The sequence below is a fragment of the Clostridium sp. Marseille-P299 genome (assembly GCF_900078195.1).
In the GTDB taxonomy this organism is placed as follows: Bacteria; Bacillota; Clostridia; order Lachnospirales; family Lachnospiraceae; genus Lachnoclostridium.
The window spans coordinates 92,136-109,316 of sequence record NZ_FJVE01000007.1 but is presented as its reverse complement, the minus strand read 5'-3'; the positions used below and the strand labels follow the sequence as shown (position 1 = coordinate 109,316).

General features: G+C 31.4%; 10 protein-coding genes. 2 read left to right on the top strand and 8 right to left on the bottom strand.

Translation table 11 applies throughout. From position 1 onward, the window contains the following. Window positions 1-21: 21 nt before the first annotated feature. From ytvI to BN4220_RS08765, 5 genes are all read right to left on the bottom strand, one after another. A complete protein-coding gene (gene ytvI, locus BN4220_RS08785; protein WP_066715541.1) occupies window positions 22-1,143 on the bottom strand; it encodes a sporulation integral membrane protein YtvI in 1,122 nt (373 codons plus the stop codon). A gap of 54 nt (window positions 1,144-1,197) precedes the next feature. Continuing rightward, entirely contained in the window at window positions 1,198-2,040 is an 843-nt protein-coding gene (locus BN4220_RS08780; protein WP_066715540.1) for a metal ABC transporter permease, read from the bottom strand. A gap of 20 nt (window positions 2,041-2,060) precedes the next feature. Then, window positions 2,061-2,969, bottom strand: coding sequence for a metal ABC transporter ATP-binding protein (locus BN4220_RS08775; protein ID WP_242867769.1), 909 nt, complete (start codon window positions 2,967-2,969; stop codon window positions 2,061-2,063). Window positions 2,970-3,065: 96 nt separating this feature from the next. Next, on the bottom strand, window positions 3,066-4,169 hold the full coding sequence (locus tag BN4220_RS08770; RefSeq protein WP_066715539.1) for a metal ABC transporter substrate-binding protein: 1,104 nt from the start codon (window positions 4,167-4,169) through the stop codon (window positions 3,066-3,068). A gap of 1,002 nt (window positions 4,170-5,171) precedes the next feature. Beyond that, window positions 5,172-6,428, bottom strand: a complete 1,257-nt coding sequence (locus BN4220_RS08765) for a tyrosine-type recombinase/integrase (RefSeq protein WP_066715538.1) — start codon at window positions 6,426-6,428, stop codon at window positions 5,172-5,174. A gap of 275 nt (window positions 6,429-6,703) precedes the next feature. Between BN4220_RS08765 and BN4220_RS08760 the strand changes: the two genes are divergently transcribed. Continuing rightward, window positions 6,704-9,244, top strand: a complete 2,541-nt coding sequence (locus BN4220_RS08760; RefSeq protein ID WP_066715537.1) for an Ig-like domain-containing protein — start codon at window positions 6,704-6,706, stop codon at window positions 9,242-9,244. 84 nt (window positions 9,245-9,328) lie between these two features. Here BN4220_RS08760 and BN4220_RS08755 read toward each other — a convergent pair whose 3' ends face one another. The 3 genes from BN4220_RS08755 to BN4220_RS20470 all read right to left on the bottom strand — a co-directional run bounded on the left by BN4220_RS08755 (window position 9,329) and on the right by BN4220_RS20470 (window position 15,532). Then, window positions 9,329-11,836, bottom strand: coding sequence for an Ig-like domain-containing protein (locus BN4220_RS08755; RefSeq protein WP_066715536.1), 2,508 nt, complete (start codon window positions 11,834-11,836; stop codon window positions 9,329-9,331). Between the two features lie 812 nt (window positions 11,837-12,648). Continuing rightward, window positions 12,649-14,136 (bottom strand): threonine synthase, encoded by a 1,488-nt coding sequence (thrC, locus tag BN4220_RS08750; protein WP_066715535.1) that lies wholly within the window; start codon window positions 14,134-14,136, stop codon window positions 12,649-12,651. 253 nt (window positions 14,137-14,389) lie between these two features. After that, entirely contained in the window at window positions 14,390-15,532 is a 1,143-nt protein-coding gene (locus BN4220_RS20470) for a cell wall hydrolase (RefSeq protein ID WP_066715534.1), read from the bottom strand. Window positions 15,533-16,247: 715 nt separating this feature from the next. On the opposite strand from BN4220_RS20470, the gene BN4220_RS08740 reads away from it, so the two are divergent. After that, the gene (locus tag BN4220_RS08740) at window positions 16,248-17,075 is read left to right on the top strand and encodes a hypothetical protein (protein WP_242867768.1); all 828 of its coding nucleotides are present in this window, start codon (window positions 16,248-16,250) and stop codon (window positions 17,073-17,075) included. The last annotated feature ends 106 nt before the right edge of the window (window positions 17,076-17,181 follow it).

Here is a 17,181-nt window from a genome sequence, read left to right as displayed (position 1 = left end):
TCGAGAGTTTATGCCAATATTTTAGTATTTTCGAAATTCATTGATATCAGAAATTATTATCTTAAATCCTCTGATAATTCTTTCAAACATTCCGATTCTATAAAAATTAATTAAAACCATTCCAATCGGTATCCCAATAATCATTCCAAACACACCAGAAATACGATATCCGATAAACATAAAAATCAAGGTAGCAAATGGACTGATGCCTATGCTATCTCCAACCATTTTGGGCTGTAATAGCTGCTTAATTAATAAACAAGCAAGATATATAATTATGATAAATACTGCCCTTAAATAATTTCCACTTATTATTTCTATAATTGCCCAAGGACCTAAAATTGCACCTGTACCAAATACCGGTAAGAAGTCTAGTATTGCTATACCAAGGGCCAGTAAAAATGAAAATTCTACTCGCATTATCTCAAAGGCTATAAACATAATAAGTAATAGAACGATCATTATTTTAAATTGAGCTTTAAAATATCCACCCACTGCATTTTTAAAATTATCTACAACCAGTTTATAGCCTCTTTTTAACGAATCTGGAAGCATTCGATTTGCAAAGTCTGCCATTTTATCCCGATCTGCAATAAAGAAATAAGTAGCTAGTATCGTGATTATTGCCATAAATAATAAATTAGCAAAGTTTTTTACATAACCACCCACCTCTGGTATGGATGGAGGTTCTATACCATCAAGAAATTTTGCTAAATATGTTTCAGTATTTTGACTTAAATTCGTAAATACATTTTGTAAACCATCTGGTAAAACTTCATATGCTTTTGATAATTTTATAGAAAGTTCATTCATTAAATCTGTAAGAGCCCTTGCAATATTAGGCACGTCTGCAACTAATGAAAGCACTTGTTTTGATAGAAATACAAATGCAAAATATAGACATGCAAAAATAACAGCTAATACTACGATTATAATAATTGCAGAACCATGTTTTCTAACAATCTTAACTCTTTTCTCCATAAACCGTACGACTGGATTTGCAATTAATGAGATTATAAATGCTACAACAAAAGGAATAAAAAAACTAAGTAAACGCGGTATGACCAACACTGCAAATAGTGCCAGTGCTATCGTTAAAAGTAAATTGACTATTATCTTAGCATATATCTTTTTCCCATGCATATAATCGCATCCTTCCATATGTTTTTATTGTAACAGTTATTAATTATTCATATTTTAAGCTTTGATTAAATTACGAAAACATAATGTTATAAAAAATATAATTGAAGCTATAATTACTATGGTTGGCCCAGTTGCTAAACTTAAGAAAAATGATAGCAGTAAGCCTAAAACTCCTGAAAACATTGCTATAATAATTGAAAAAAGGTGATACTCTCGCATATTTGCTGCTAGATTTCTTGCCGATGCCGCAGGCAAAATTAGCAGTGCATTGATTATTAATATTCCTACCCATTTAATTGATAACATAACAATTAATGCAATTAATACAACAAATATATTATCAAAAAATGCTATGGATATATGCTTACTTTTGGCTAAGCTTGTATTTAAACTAATCGCATGTAGCTTATTAAAACAAGTACACCAAACGATAATGGTAACAATAAATATAATAAATAATAAAAATATTTCTTTTGGAGTTATACTTAAAATATCCCCCACTAGTAATGAGGAGTACCTAGAAAAATTCCCTCCTTGCGATAAAATTACTAGTCCAATTGCTGTACTTAGTGATGAAAATACAGAAATTACAGTATCATTGGATATTCGATTCATATGCTTAATTTTATTAAGTAGCAATGCAAAAATCACTGCAAATACAACCATTGAAATATTCGTATCAGAAATCCCTAGGATTACGCCAATTGCCATTCCAGTAAACGCTGAATGACCTAAGGCATCTGAGAAAAATGCAAGCTTATTATTTACTATCATGGTTCCTAACACCCCAAACAAAGGTGTAATAATTAATATCGCTATTAATGCATTCTTCATAAAATCATATGAAATAAAATCATATGGAATTAATGTTTCTAATATATGATAAATAGTTTCCACTGTTATCTCCTAACTTATATCTAAACCCAAGCTTTTCTTGAACTTCCAAACACCTCATTAAATTCTTTAGAATTAAGAACTTCCTTTGGGGTGCCTTCCTTTATAATTGTTTTGTCAAGCAAGATAACATAATCTGCATAACGTTCGACAAATTCTAAATCATGAGACACTAATATTAATGCTAAATCATAATTTTTCTTTAACATATCTATATTCTTATAAAATAGTTCCATTCCATTTCGATCGATACCAGACACTGGTTCATCTAAAAGTAGTAAGTTTGGTACTGGTGTACAAGCAATCGATAACAATACACGTTGTAATTCCCCACCTGATAAATCACAGACCTGTTTATCTATCAATCCTTGTGCTTCAAATAGTTTTAATTGATTGTATACTTTTTCATAAACTTTTTTTGACTTCCGAAAGAAAACTGGAACTTGGCTGATATAACTTGCAAACATGTCATATACACTTGTGGGTGTATTCTTTTCAATATTTAAATGTTGCGGTACATATCCTATCGTCAAATCCGCCATCCTATTATTTTTCATATCATTAAATTCAATTTTTCCTTCATGTTTTATTTCACCTAACATAGCTTTTATTAATGTAGATTTTCCCGCACCATTTCTACCAATGATAACGGTTAATCTACCGCAATGGATATGAAGATTGATATGTTCAATAATTTTGGTTTTTCCAATGGTAACTCCTATATCTTGCATCTTAATACAATGTAATCCGCAAGCTATGGATTGCTTTTTTATATCCTCGCAGCTTACATTGGATTTCTTATTTATATTCTCACATGTTACATTGGATTTTTTATTTAAATTCTCATAGGTTACATTGGATTTCTTTTGTATCTCTTCACATGTAACATTCGAATTCTTATTCAGATTACTTTTATTTGTTTCTTGTTCCATAGGAATTACATCCTTTCCAAATTTCATATTATCTTAATACCCTTTGAAATGTTAAAGAGTTCTTAGTTCAAAGATATATGAAATACAACAATTCCTTTACTCAGACTTTAATATATTTTTTAATATATCTAAATTCTTTTGCATGCCAGTTAGATAAGCATCTTTATCGATCTCACCGCTTACTAGAGTTTCCAATATACAAACCTGTGCATTGGTCTCTTCCGCTATACGATTTGCTATATCTTTACTATACTGATCTTCTGCAAAGAGGTATTTAACATTGTGATGCTTAACTTCTTCAATCACCGTTGCAATGTCTCCAGCACTTAAAACTGTATCTGAATCCATATCTAATGAATGAATCATTTCAAAGGAAAGTTCATCCGCTAGATAGGAAAAAGCTCCGTGGAAACCTACAATTTCTAAACCTGTTTGTCCAGCAAACGCCTTTTCAAACTCATCTTTTAATTTAGCAATCTTTTCCATGTAGGTTTTAGCATTTTGAGTATATGCATTTGCATTTTTACTATCATATAAAGCTAATGATTTTGCTACATTATCAATTTGAACCAAATAACGATTCATATCCAACCATACATGGCCATTAATTGCGCTATGCGTATGCCCGTCATGATCATGGACATCTTCTTCTAAGTTATGAGCATCTTCTGTAGTTTCATTTACCTCTGTGCTATGATCATGGTCTTCATCTGCATGGCTATGCAAGTCCTCATCTACATGGCTATCCAAGTCTTCATCTTGGCTGTATGCCCCTTCAATACCATCAAGTGATGATTCATCTCCATGCACATGTTCCACGCCTTCTAAAAACGTTATACCTTCTGATGCATTTATTATATCTAGTGTGGGATATGATGTTAAGACATTTTCTAAAAACAATTCCATATCCCCGCCATTTAAAATAAGAATGTTAGCATCGTTTAAGGTTCGCATATCCCTAGTTGTAAGTTGATAATCATGCAGACACCCAACATTGTTATCTGTTAAATTAACAACCTCAACATTATCAATATTTTCAGTTAAATTTAAGGCAATAATGTACATCGGATAAAATGATGTTACAATAGTAACCTTATCGTCACTTATTTGTTGACGACCTCCACTAAGTTTCACTATTCCAGCACTGAGAATAGAAAGTGAAAACATCACTACAAATAAAAACAGTAACTTCTTCTTCATTTAATTATTTTTCCTTTCTAAGATAGTACGCCATTAAAACCCGATGATAAAGGTTATGGCTCCTATCAGCTAAAGATTAATCCTACAAACGCCCTTGCCGTCTGAAGGAAAAACTTTAAAATAAATCTTCTATAAAATGATATTCCACGCAATAATCTTTGTAAAATACCCTTTCACTATCTCAATTGACACTTCTAACAAATATTAACAATATTCAATTATTATATCATTCATAAATTTGCTTGTCTATTAAGAATTCATTACATCACTTAATTATTTATTAAATACACGCTCTGAATTCTTGTCTATTATACTTAAAATTGTTTAGTATTACAAGTTATTCCCTATAACGTTGTTGAGAATATTTTTAATCTTGTAATATTTGTATATTTTAAAATGCTTTATTTCTAATTGAAGAATTTTTATTGTTATTTTTTTATAAATTAATAGCAAATATATATCTAATTTTTTAAATTTTTATTGTAATGTTCTCTTCTAATTTAAAAAAAATTTATAGTAATGGTTTTTCTAGCTTAAAAAAATTACAGTATTGGTTTTTATAACTTGAAAAATTAACAGTATTGGTTTTTTCTAGATTGAAAAATTTACAGTATTGGTTTTTTAGCTTGAAAAATTTACAGTATTGATTTTTTCTAAATTGAAAAATTTACAGTATTGTTTTATATAGCTTAAAAATATACAGAATTGTTTTTTTGTAGCTTGAATAATTAATTCCAATGTTTTTCTCTCTTTATAAATTTACTAAAACATTTTACTAAGATATAAAATTGATTTTATTGTTTCTTCTAACTTTCAAATTTACTGTAATACTCTTGCAAACTTTCTTTAATTTATTACTTTTCTTGTTTCTTAATGTGGGAATTTTTTATTATGATTTCTATAAACAATTATAGTTGATATATTCTTTTATTTAAGTTAAATGATCGATTCATATTAATATAGATACAATAGAAACGGATTTAAATAAATAGATTTTTTCAATTAAAACATTCCTTCAAGTTTCTTCATTTCTTCCGCCTTGGTTTGAGGAAGGACATGAGTATATAAGTCTAGAGTCATTGTAATACTACTATGACCTAATATTTCTTGAACTACTTTAGGTGGCATTCCACTTTCTAGTGCCCTAGTGGCAAAGGTATGTCTTAATGTATGAGGAGTAAAATTCTCAAAATGAGTCAACTCTTTTAAAGCTTCATTTTTATTTGCTTCATAATTACTACCTTCTTTTTTACTCCCTTTGTTTTTCATATATAATGAGTTCTTATCAAAATACTTCTCATTAATGCCATTAACTATATGGACTAGTTGCTGCCTCACATATTGCCCTGAAATAGGTTTTCCATCCATTCTCGTAAAAACTAATTGATCCAAACCATCTAATGGGCACCATCCATCTCCCATAGATAATCGTGCTTGCTTTTGAATAATCCGTAATCTTTTAAGTGTAAGCTCTGCACTTGAAAGTAGTGGAACAACCCGATTACTACTAGATGTTTTTGGTGTGTCAATAAAGCAGTCACCTGCCCTGGTGATTTTAAGAGTTCCTCGAACAGTAATTTCTTTTTTTGTAAAAGCAATATCTTCCCATTCTAAACCAGTCAATTCTCCAATTCTCATTCCTGTAGCTAATGCAATCTGAATGAGTGGTTCTAACTCATGTCCTTTTATTTCCTCTAATAATAGGTTTTGTTCTTCTCGACTCAAAACTCTTCGTTCCTTTTTTTTCTCTCCTCTTGGCAATGTTGTTAACGACACTGGATTTTTTTTAATTAATTCATTTTTTAATGCTTGTTTGAACATAGAATTAAGCAACACATGTATCAATGAAATTGTAGATTTTGAATAGCCTTCTCTCGCTAGATCATTGAATAATTTTTGCAAGTGTTCCCCACGAACATCTTTTAAAAGCTTTTTACCAATTACAGGCTTTACATAATAATTATACATGCTTTCGTAACTTTCAATCGTACCTGTTTTTACTGACATCGATTTATACTCTTCAATCCAAGTCTTATACCATGAATTTACAACAATTCGTTCTTCTTTTGCATACATTCCATGCTCAATTTCGTAACGTATATCTAAAAGCCTTTGTTCCACCTCTTTCAGATTACGACCATAAAAACTATACCGACGCCCTTCATAAGTATATCTTGCTTGATATCTCCCATCCTTACATCTTGTTATTCCTTTTGGTAAGGTTTCACTTAATAATTTTGCTCTTGATAATTTTTCCATCTAATACCTCTCCATTCCAAATATTATAAAATTTTTCCTGTTTGAATTGAAAAATATACCAATCTTTTTCCTGTATATGGTATCGATTGGCATCAAACTGGCATCACCTGTGAATAATTCTTAAACTAATAATTAAGTTATTCATTGATTCTAAAGTATAATCTTATTGTGGACAATTTTCAGATTTTTTAATACATCATTAACTAATTACCAGATAATACCTCAAATGGCAAAGCCAGTATAACAAAATTATAACTTTTAGGAGGAAGAAGAAAATGAAGAATTTCTTTAAGAAACTAGCCTTCGTTTTAGCTTTAGCTATGGTTGTTACAGCTATCGCTCCAGCAGCAAAAGCAAGTGCAGCAAAAGCTCCTGTACTTAATACTACAGGTAAAAAGCTATATCTTGAAAAAGATGTTGCGACAGGCCAGTACACAAACACCTTTACATTAAAGGTATGGAACAAAGGTGACTACAGAGTTACTTTTACAAGCAAAAACCCTGAAATTGCTACAGTTAGCAAATGGTGGGGAACAGTTACAGCAGTAGCTCCTGGTGAAGCTACAATCGTTGCTACAGTATCTAACAAAACTACTGGTAAAGTTGTTAAGACTTTAACTTCAAAAGTTTGGGTTAAGAGAAATGCTGTAGAAATCGGTGTTTCTTCTGCAAGTGCAGCTAAACTTGACAACGCTTTAAATGTAGGCGACAAAGTTAAGTTAAACGTATTCAGAAAAGACCTTAACGGTAACACAGCTTGGAAACAAGCAGACAAAACAATCGTAACTGACTATACTGTATGGACATCTAGCGACAACACTGTTGCTACTGTTGATAAGTGGGGAACAGTTACAGCAGTAGCTCCTGGTACAGCTAAAATTACTGTAAGAACAGCTCAAACTGAAGCTCCTGCAGTTGCAACAGCTAACGTTGTTGAATTAAACGTAACAGTTAAGAGCAATGGTATTACAGGTGTTACTCAAACTACATCTAACACTATCGAAGTAACATTCGGAAGTGAAATGGATTCTGTTGTAAACAAAGATACTCTTGCAATTACACCAGCTTCCAGCACATATCAAACACCAATCATCAAATCTGTAAAATGGAACAGCGACAAGACTGTTGCTACAGTTGTTACTTACAATGATTTTGAAGACGGTGTTGTATACACATTATCTGTAAAAGATAACGCTGATATCACAGGTGAATTCAAAGCATCTGTTGGTAAAGTTGCATCTATCGTTATTACAGGACCAAGCACAGTACTTGAAAACAGTGCAGCAGCTGAAATCGAATACGATTTAAAAGATGCTAACGGTGTTAAAGTTTCTGCAGCTAGCGATGCTAGAGTAGAATTCGAAATCGTTGATGGCGATCAAAATGGTTACCTTGATAACGGTAAAATCGGTATCTTCGAAAAAGGTAAAACAGTAGCTATCAAAGCTATCTACTATACTGGAACTTTCACAGAAGAAGGTACAGAAGTAGCTTATACAAGTAATACATTCGTAGTTAAAGGTATCTCTGCAACAGATGTTACTCTTGCTTCTACAAAATATGTTGTAACTAGCAAAGAATACAGCAAAATTGATTGGGACAAAGTAAGCAACGATGTTACAATTGGTTTAAGCGATACTAACTACAAAATCCAATTAAATTTAAAAGATTCTCAAGATGTTACTTACACAACTAAAGATAACGCAGATGCATTTACTTTCGAATCTATGGATTCCTCTAAAGTAGAAGTTGATTCTTTAGGTAATTTATATCCAATCGCTAAGGGTGTTGCTTATGTTAAAGTAACTGTAACTGCGATTGAAAAATCTTTCTTAGTTAAAGTAACTGTTGGTGATGAAAGAAAAGCAACAACATTTACATTAGATAAGACAAACGCAACAGTTTCTAACGCAGCTAACGTTGATGATGAAGTTACATTAACTGCAACTGTAAAAGATCAGTACAATGCTGATTTTGATAATGCTACATTCGTAGTTGAAGGCAACAGCACTTTAGCTAAAGGTAATGAAGCAGCTCTTGTTCAAACTGGTGATAATACATTAGTATTCAACCCAGCAGGACTTGCAGCAGGTACTTATTCTTATAAGATTACTGTAGAAAAAATCACACGTGTTGTAACATTCTATGTTAAAGCACCAGGTGCTGCAGTAGCAACTCCAAAATTTGTTGTTTCTGATAACACAGTTGATTTAGCAGTAAATAAAGCTAATAGCACAGAAAAGAATATTACTTTTGCATTATATAAAGTAGATGCTAAGGGTGTTAAGGTAGAAAGAATTTCTACTAACGATTACTCTATTGAAGTTAAATCTTCTCAAGCAACACTTAACGTTGACACTACTACTAGTGGATACGCAGTAAAAGTTCTTTCAGTTTCTAACGGTGCAATCGAAAAAGAAATTGCTAAGACTGGTACTTATGTTGCATCTGTAACATACGGTGGTAAGATCGTAGCTAAAGCAAGCGTTGTAGTAACAGATACTCAGGTTAAACCTGTTGTTTCACGTGACGCACTTACTGTATCTGTTGCAAGCGGTACTTCTTTAAAAGAAGCTTTAAAGGGTGCATTCACTGTATCTACTAAGAATAATGGTACTGTAAGCAACGTATTCTCCGGAATCGATGCAGTTGTAGTTGGTTCTAACACAACTATCAATGCTGATACAGTTCTTGCAGCTGGCGAATATAAAGTTATTGTTAAAACTGTAAATGTTGATGAAACATTTGGTAGCAACGTATTCACTCATGAAAACGTAGCTGTTAACCAAACTGTTACTATTACAGTAGCTAAATAATTAATCGTCATAGCTTACTAAAAGCAAAGATGTAAAATAAAAAGGATGAGATGCTTATGCATCTCATCCTTTTTTGATAATTTATTATTTTACTTTAATACTTTGACTTACATCAATTGTATGAATGAAATAATTACCATTGCTAAATGTTTCTTTAACATTTACTTTTTTAATTACGTATGTTGAATCTGATTCTATGCTAGAAAGAACAACAAGTTTTGTACTATCGCCACGTTTGTATCCTTCTATTGAATCGATTGCAACTTTACTACTCTTATTCTTAGTTGAAACAGAATATACTTTGTCTAATTCGTTAGAATTGATTTCAGTTTTATCAAGTTTCAATACTGGTTTTACTTGAGAGTCTACTACAGAAATAGAAGTTCTCTTAAATGTAGTGCCTACATCACCTAAACCAGCTTCCTTATTTAAGGACTTAAGAGCTACATTGTAAACACCAGCATCAACATTTTTAATTAGTGAAGAACCACTAGCACTAACAACTTCAAAAGCGCCATTAGTTACTGCATTAACAGGTTTACTATTTTTGTCTGTTATTACTAATTCATAATCAACGCCTTCAACAAATTTATATGCTCTTACGCCTTTGGAATCAAGACCATAATAATTAATTGATACAGATGTTACTCCAGCATTGTCATTATTTCTAGCTAAATCTACTTTAGTAGCTGCTACATACTCAAACTTCTTATAAGTAGAAAGTACTTCTGGCTCTTGAATTTTAACTCTGATATCTCTACTTAAATTACCAGCAGCAACTTTAATCTTATAATCGCCTTTTTCAGTATTAATTGCATTAATTGTAATTTCTTTACCATTTTGAGTTACATTAAGTGCAGCATCAGCAGTAAAAGTTAATTCAGCTTTTTCAACACTTAAAGAATTTCCATATTGATCTTCAACAGTAACTTTAACTGTTTTACTATCATCCACAAATTCACCATTTGAAAGGGTAATAGCTGGATCACTTACAACTAATTTAGTTACTTTAGACTCAGCAACAACTGAAACTTCAACTAAAAAGCTCTTTTCGATAGCTTTAACAGTAACTTTTACCATTGCAGTACCAACGCCTAATGGATATAATCTACCATTCTCGTCAACCTCTAATTTAGCTTTATTTAATGATTCAAATGTAAAGTTATCATAAACGTCTTCTTTTGTTGTATACTCAACACCAGCAGCGTCTTTAACTTTTACTTGGATATAATATGAGTCAGCATCTAAAGGTAATTGAGATTTTACTTTGTCAAAATCTGCTTTGCTGTAATCACCGTTAACAACTGTACCTACAGCAGTATTAAGACCTACATCAGTCTTGTCAATTCCTGTTACTAAGAATGCGCTACTCTTAAATACAGTTTCATTACCATCGTTATCATAATTATAAGTATGATATGTTAATTGAATAGTAACTGTTTTTCCTTTTTCATACATATTGATAGTTGGAACACCATCACTATTAGTAGAAATATAGCCATTATCTGTATTTTCAATAATAGTTGCTTCTACATTATCCTTATTAACGCTTAATTCAACGCCATTAGCATCTTTAACAACATATTCAATTTTTGTTTCTTCACCAACTACGGCAGTTCCTGGTTTTGTAACTGTGATAGATGCAGGATCTCCTACAGATGCAGAGAAGTCTTTTTTGCTATCAGTATCTTTTACGGATACTGTATAAACAGTTTTGTCTGAAAGTGGTAAGTATAATTCTACAGTAGCAACTTTCTTGTTATCATCACTGATTTTTACTTCTTTAACACTTGGGTTTACAACTGATGCATCTGCTGGTGTAACTAATAAAGTATCTTTATTTAATTTTTCAGCAACTTGATCTGCACCAAATGTAACTTTGATCTTAGTTTCTGTTAACTGAGTAACGTCTACAATACCCTTAGCATTTACAGTAACTTTAACTGTAGCAGGTGTAGTTGTAGCAACTTTACCTTCAATCTGTGTAGCAACTGCAGAGATAGTAGTCTCACCAGCGCCTACAGCTTTAACAGTACCCCACTTATCTACTGTTGCAACGTCTTTATTACTTGATGACCAAACAACATAGTCAGTGATTTGAGTCTTATCAGCTTGTTTCCAAGCAGATACTGTACCAGCTTTTCTAGCTACATTGATCTTAACTTTATCGCCAATTGTTAATGGCTGATCAAATTTTGCTAAAGAACCGAAAGCTACGGAATCAGCATTTTTCTTAACATAAACTTTTGCTGATAACTTCTTAACTAATTTACCAGTAGTTTTGTTAGATACAGTAGCTGTAATTGTAGCTGTACCAACAGCTTTTGCTGTTACAACGCCATACCACTTAGTAACTGTTGCGATTTTAGTGTCAGAGCTTGCAAATGTTACTCTGTAATCACCTTTGTTCCACACTTTAAGTGTGAATGTGTCTGAATACTTGCCAGTATAGTCTCCACCGATATAGATCTTCTTGCTTGTTGCGTTTAACACTGGTGCTTTCGCTGCGTTAGCTTTAGCAGCTGGAGCGATTGCAGTAACAACCATTGCAAGAGCTAATACGAAGGCAAGTTTCTTAAAGAAATTCTTCATATTCTTTCTTCCTCCTTAAAATATATGGTTTTGTATTATATTGACTTATGCAAAATATGTAAGTATAATGAAAATGTTAATGATGTATTAACATTTTATTACAACCCCAAAAGAGCATAAGCAAATATAATCGTTCCAATAACAAGATGATTATAACAATATTCATAGTAAAGGTCAAGTCCTTTTCCATCAAAATTGTCATTTTTTAATTCCTCATTTCAACATAGAAAATTCATGAATCACCTTATTTTTCTGCCTTCTGGTTTTAGTAACCAACAATGTCAGTTTTATAAGATTCCTCATTTATTTCCAAGTCTATAAGTCATCTGTAAAGGATTGATTATACTTTAGCCAAACAACCAGTCGATAAACGACTTACCTGATTGTAATCCCCGTACACAATGCTTGGATGTGACACAGTGTAAAATATAAAGGTATATAATCAAGGCCATTTGGTTTTGACTTGATATAATATTACCCATAGTTTATGTCAAACATATGTCACGCTCTTGTCATATTTGGATTATTTTTGAAACAAACTTAAAGTAATAAAAAACGTATTCTACTCTGGCTTTAATAATTGCTAATCTGATTCAATATCAGTAGCTTATATTGCCATAATAGAATACGTTTTTAACTTTACACAAAATTCCCTGCTTATTAGTTTCAATACTAACTAACTTATCGTTACTTACTTATTACTATAAACTTATAATTATAGAAAGAACTACTACTGCTGTAGTTTATTTCTATTTATGTCATTTGGAATCCCAAACATTCTTAACATCTATACACGTATTATTTCCCAAGTATTATATCCCAAGTATTTTCTCAACAGTATTCTTCATCTGATCTGCGTCACAAATTCTTGAATGAAGGATTGGAGCTGTACGAATATCTTCGATTGCCTGAGGCACATTAATCTTTGATATTTTACTTAACTCATCTACCAACTCAAAATCAGACATTGTATTATAACTTTCATCGATGGCATCCATTACGCTTCTTGTAAATTTATATGGACTAGCTGTTGATACAATTAAAGTCTTAGTTGTATCATTTGTTTCTTTTTTATATTCATTATATACACTTACAGCAACTGCTGTGTGAGTATCAATAACATAGTCATCACTCTGATATAGAGCTTTTATTGTTTTTGCTGTATCTGCTTCACTTGCATACCCACCAACAAAATCATTAAGCTCCTCTTGCATTTTAGGTGTAATATCATATTTACCAGTGCTTACTAATGACTTCATTAATTCTGCGTTTTTCTCAGCATCATCACCAGCAATTTTAAAAATAAGGCGCTCAAGGTTACTTGATATTAATATATCCATGGATGGGGAGCTTGTTAAAATAAACTCTCTATTTTTATCATATGTACCAGTTGTAAAGAAATCATATAAAACTTTATTTTCATTTGATGCACATATTAGTTTATTGATTGGTAGTCCTAATTGTTTTGCATAATAAGCGGCAAGGATGTTTCCAAAATTACCAGTTGGTACTACAACATTAATTTTTTCACCGTTCTTAATCTCATTGCTTGCAAGTAACTTTGCATATGAGTAAACATAGTATACAATTTGTGGCACTAATCTACCAATATTAATGGAGTTAGCAGAGGAAAATTGATATCCCTTTTCCTTCATGTTATTTTCTAATTCTTTATCATTAAAGATTGCTTTTACACCATTTTGTGCATCGTCAAAATTACCTTTAATTCCAACTACATAGGTATTATCACCTTTTTGAGTTAACATTTGCTTTTCTTGAATTGGACTAACACCGTCTTTTGGATAAAATACAATAATCTTAGTCCCAGGTACGTCAGCAAATCCAGCAAGCGCAGCTTTTCCAGTATCACCAGAGGTAGCCGTTAAAATAACAATTTCATCATTCACCTGATTCTTCTTTGCTGCTGTCGTTAAAAGATGAGGCAAGATTGAAAGGGCCATATCCTTAAAGGCAATCGTTGCACCGTGGAACAATTCTAGATAATAGGCTCCATCTGCCTTCTTAATTGGAGCGATTTCTTTCGTATCAAATTTATCATCATATGCTCTTTTAATGCAATTTTTTAATTCATCTTCTGTAAAATCAGTTAAAAATAGTTTCATTACTTCAAAAGCAATCTCTTGGTAATTCATTTGAGCTAAATCTTCTAGGTTAATCGTTAACTTTGGCATTGTCTTTGGAACATAAAGTCCTCCATCGTTTGCCAATCCTTTTAATATTGCTTGTGATGCTGTTACTGTTTCATTTGCATTACGAGTACTTTGATAAAGTATATTCATGATTTCTCTCCTTTTATTTATGTATTCATCAGGTATGATTTTCATACTTTAATTCGTTAATGTTAGTTTGTTTGGTATTATATCATGATTTTATTTCCATGACAAGTAAAACGATTTGTGGTTTATGATTTGAACCGATAAGATTAAAAATAAAAAAGGCTATTATAAATCAGCATCATTGCATATAAATGATAATCTACTAATTTATAATAGCCTTTCTATACTTTCAACACTTTTTGAGTAATATTAATTCTTATTTATCTTTGTAAAACTCGTGACAACCATATCGGAATAATCGACTCAAGGATTGGTCGAACCATTGCGCTTTTTTCTCACTTGTCAACTTTCTCGCAAAGAAGTATAACGCTCCTTGGGAGTAATCTTCACCACTTAAAGCACGTTCTACTGCTTCAATCGTACTCTTTGTTATATTAACGGACCAATATCTACCGTCTTTTGTAGGGGAGAATTGATAACTTCCACCACTTTTTTGAAATACTACTTCAGAGATAGTATCTGGGAATTCATCATCATTTACCCTGTTAATAACGACATTCGCAACTAATATCTTTCCGTAGATATCTTCTCCTGTCGCTTCCGCTTCTACAATTCTTTGTAATACTTCTAATTCATTACTTGATAGTTTCTTTTTCATAGCGGAATTCTTAGTAAGAACTAGTCCATTCGCTAAAACTTCTTGTGCCTGTTCTTTATTCTCGCTTTTAGCTTTTTCTTGTTTTTGTGATGCTGTTTCAGTTTTTTTAGTTTGAGCTTTTGCTTGCTCTTGTGATGAAGTTTCTGTTTTTTCTGATTGAGCCTTTCCCTGCTCTTGTGATGAGACTTCTTTGTTTTCTATTTGGCTTTTATCCTCGGTTAGTGATAAAGTCTCTATTTCCTCTTCTGATTCTTTAGTCAATTGATTTGTATTAATTTGTTGATCCGCAATTGTAGCACTCATTTTTTGACTACTCATATCCGTTGCTTCATCATTTGTGTTAATAATACTAAATTGTCCAAGTGGGAACACTTGAATTGCTTTATTTGTGATTGTTTGAGATGTTAGTTCTTGTAACTTCTCTATTTTTTCAATTTTGGATTTATCCTTGATTAAGTTCAAGCTGCTGAAAGTATACTGCTGCATATCGGTTGTAAGAATCTCCGATTTTTTTGTTTCTTCCACTTCTCCCAATAAATTAATAATGGTCTCAGCTTTTGCATGTAGCTCATTTGTCTTTTTGCCAAAGCCATTGAAGTAATTGAAGTTCAAGACTAAAAGAGTTGCCACTAAAACATAAATAATTGGTGCAGCAATTTTATCTCGCTTTTTTAGAATCATAATTCCTAAAGAAGCTTTATTGTCTTTCACTTCATGAAGAAACGAGTGTATCTTTAACATACCTGGTTTCCTCTTTTCTTTTTTTAATGCGTCAGACTTGCGCCGGATTTGACGTTACTACTGACATCTATATAAATCGACATTGGAGGTTTCCATTTTTTAGACCGCCAATTCGCATGTTTTGTATTATAACAGAGCGAAGATTTCTGTCAATAACATACAGCGAATTTCAGTATATCAAGCAAATTATCTTTTCTATTTTTTTACATCGTTATTCAAATTCCACAATATATTCTTGCTTGATTATTAAATAATTATGCATTATTACTTGTTTTCCAAAAATATAAATGTTACATTTTTGTTAACTATTATTTACACTACGTAAAATTTTATTCATTTTGGAAGCAAGAAAATTAATTCTAACACTGTAGAAAGCTTGATTCTACAGTATTAGCGCTTTTTTTTAATAAAAAATACCATTAATATTTTTGCTATTTTTGTAATATTTTTGTAATATTTAATAGATTTTGTAATTAAGTTTATTAACTAGATATCATTGAATCGTCCCTCTAAATTGGTTATAGTATAACTATTGAATCTCATAGCCTAAAAAAAATTGCTGTTTCTTTTCAGCTTATCAATCAGAACTTTTTATTTTAACTAACTTTTTTAACTAATTTATTTTAACTAATTTTTTAAAACTTAGTACTTTATGTCAACTTACATTATATATAGAAGAAACACATTCATACCTTCTTTTAAATAATGGTCGTAAATGAGAAAGGACTATATTTTTATGGGTAATTTGCCTGGCGTATTTTCTGCCAAAACAAAATCAGGAAAATTATATTTCCGCTCCTCTATTACATATCAGAGGAAACATATTAGTTTGGGAAGTTATGCGATAAAAGAAGAAGCCCATCAAGCTTATTTGAAAGCTTCACAGATACTGAATTGCGATAACCTTCATTATAAGATTGATCAGTTCAAGATGCATGGTTGCCCACTATCCTTTGATAAATTGGTAATGCTTATTAACTTGAAAGATAACGGTATGTACTGTAGAAACCCGATTTATCTAAAAAGTAAATATTTCTTATATTATTTAGATGTACATACCCCATTAAAGTTTGATGTCGACGATTTATTTTACTTTATGGAACATAAAATAATGTGTCGTGGTGGCCATCTATTTGTTGCAGAATATGGAATGCAAATAAATGTCCTCTCTAGATTTGGAATTAAAAATTATGCAGTAGCTGGAAGAGATTTTCGATTTATAAATGGCGACACATATGATTTTAGATATCAGAATATACAGATTATTAATCGATACCATGGTGTAGTAAAAGAGGTTAAAAAAGGAAAGGAACTTTATTGTAGTAAAATTCATATTAATGGTGATTTTATCATCGGTAGATATCCGACTGAAGTAGAGGCTGCTATTGCATATAACAAAGCTGCAAACTTATTATGTACAAAGGGAATAAAAAAAGATTTCCCTAAAAATTACATTGACAGTTGCAATGAAATCGAATATGCAAAGACATATAACGCCCTAAGAATTAGTAAAAAATTACGAAATTTAGAAGTGAATACTTAAAAATTATTTTTTTTCAAAAAAGTGTACCTTTTTTCTAAATATGTGTTATAATAGTCTTATGTTTTTTCTTCTTCCATTTTCATAGTTCATAGAATTGAGTCGTTAT

Coding starts and splice junctions, on each gene's coding strand:
- ytvI (WP_066715541.1), bottom strand. CDS start 1,143: ATGCATGGGAAAAAGATATATGCTAAGATAATAGTCAATTTACTTTTA.
- BN4220_RS08775 (WP_242867769.1), bottom strand. CDS start 2,969: ATGGAACAAGAAACAAATAAAAGTAATCTGAATAAGAATTCGAATGTT.
- BN4220_RS08770 (WP_066715539.1), bottom strand. CDS start 4,169: ATGAAGAAGAAGTTACTGTTTTTATTTGTAGTGATGTTTTCACTTTCT.
- BN4220_RS08765 (WP_066715538.1), bottom strand. CDS start 6,428: ATGGAAAAATTATCAAGAGCAAAATTATTAAGTGAAACCTTACCAAAA.
- BN4220_RS08760 (WP_066715537.1), top strand. CDS start 6,704: ATGAAGAATTTCTTTAAGAAACTAGCCTTCGTTTTAGCTTTAGCTATG.
- BN4220_RS08755 (WP_066715536.1), bottom strand. CDS start 11,836: ATGAAGAATTTCTTTAAGAAACTTGCCTTCGTATTAGCTCTTGCAATG.
- thrC (WP_066715535.1), bottom strand. CDS start 14,136: ATGAATATACTTTATCAAAGTACTCGTAATGCAAATGAAACAGTAACA.
- BN4220_RS20470 (WP_066715534.1), bottom strand. CDS start 15,532: ATGTTAAAGATACACTCGTTTCTTCATGAAGTGAAAGACAATAAAGCT.
- BN4220_RS08740 (WP_242867768.1), top strand. CDS start 16,248: ATGAGAAAGGACTATATTTTTATGGGTAATTTGCCTGGCGTATTTTCT.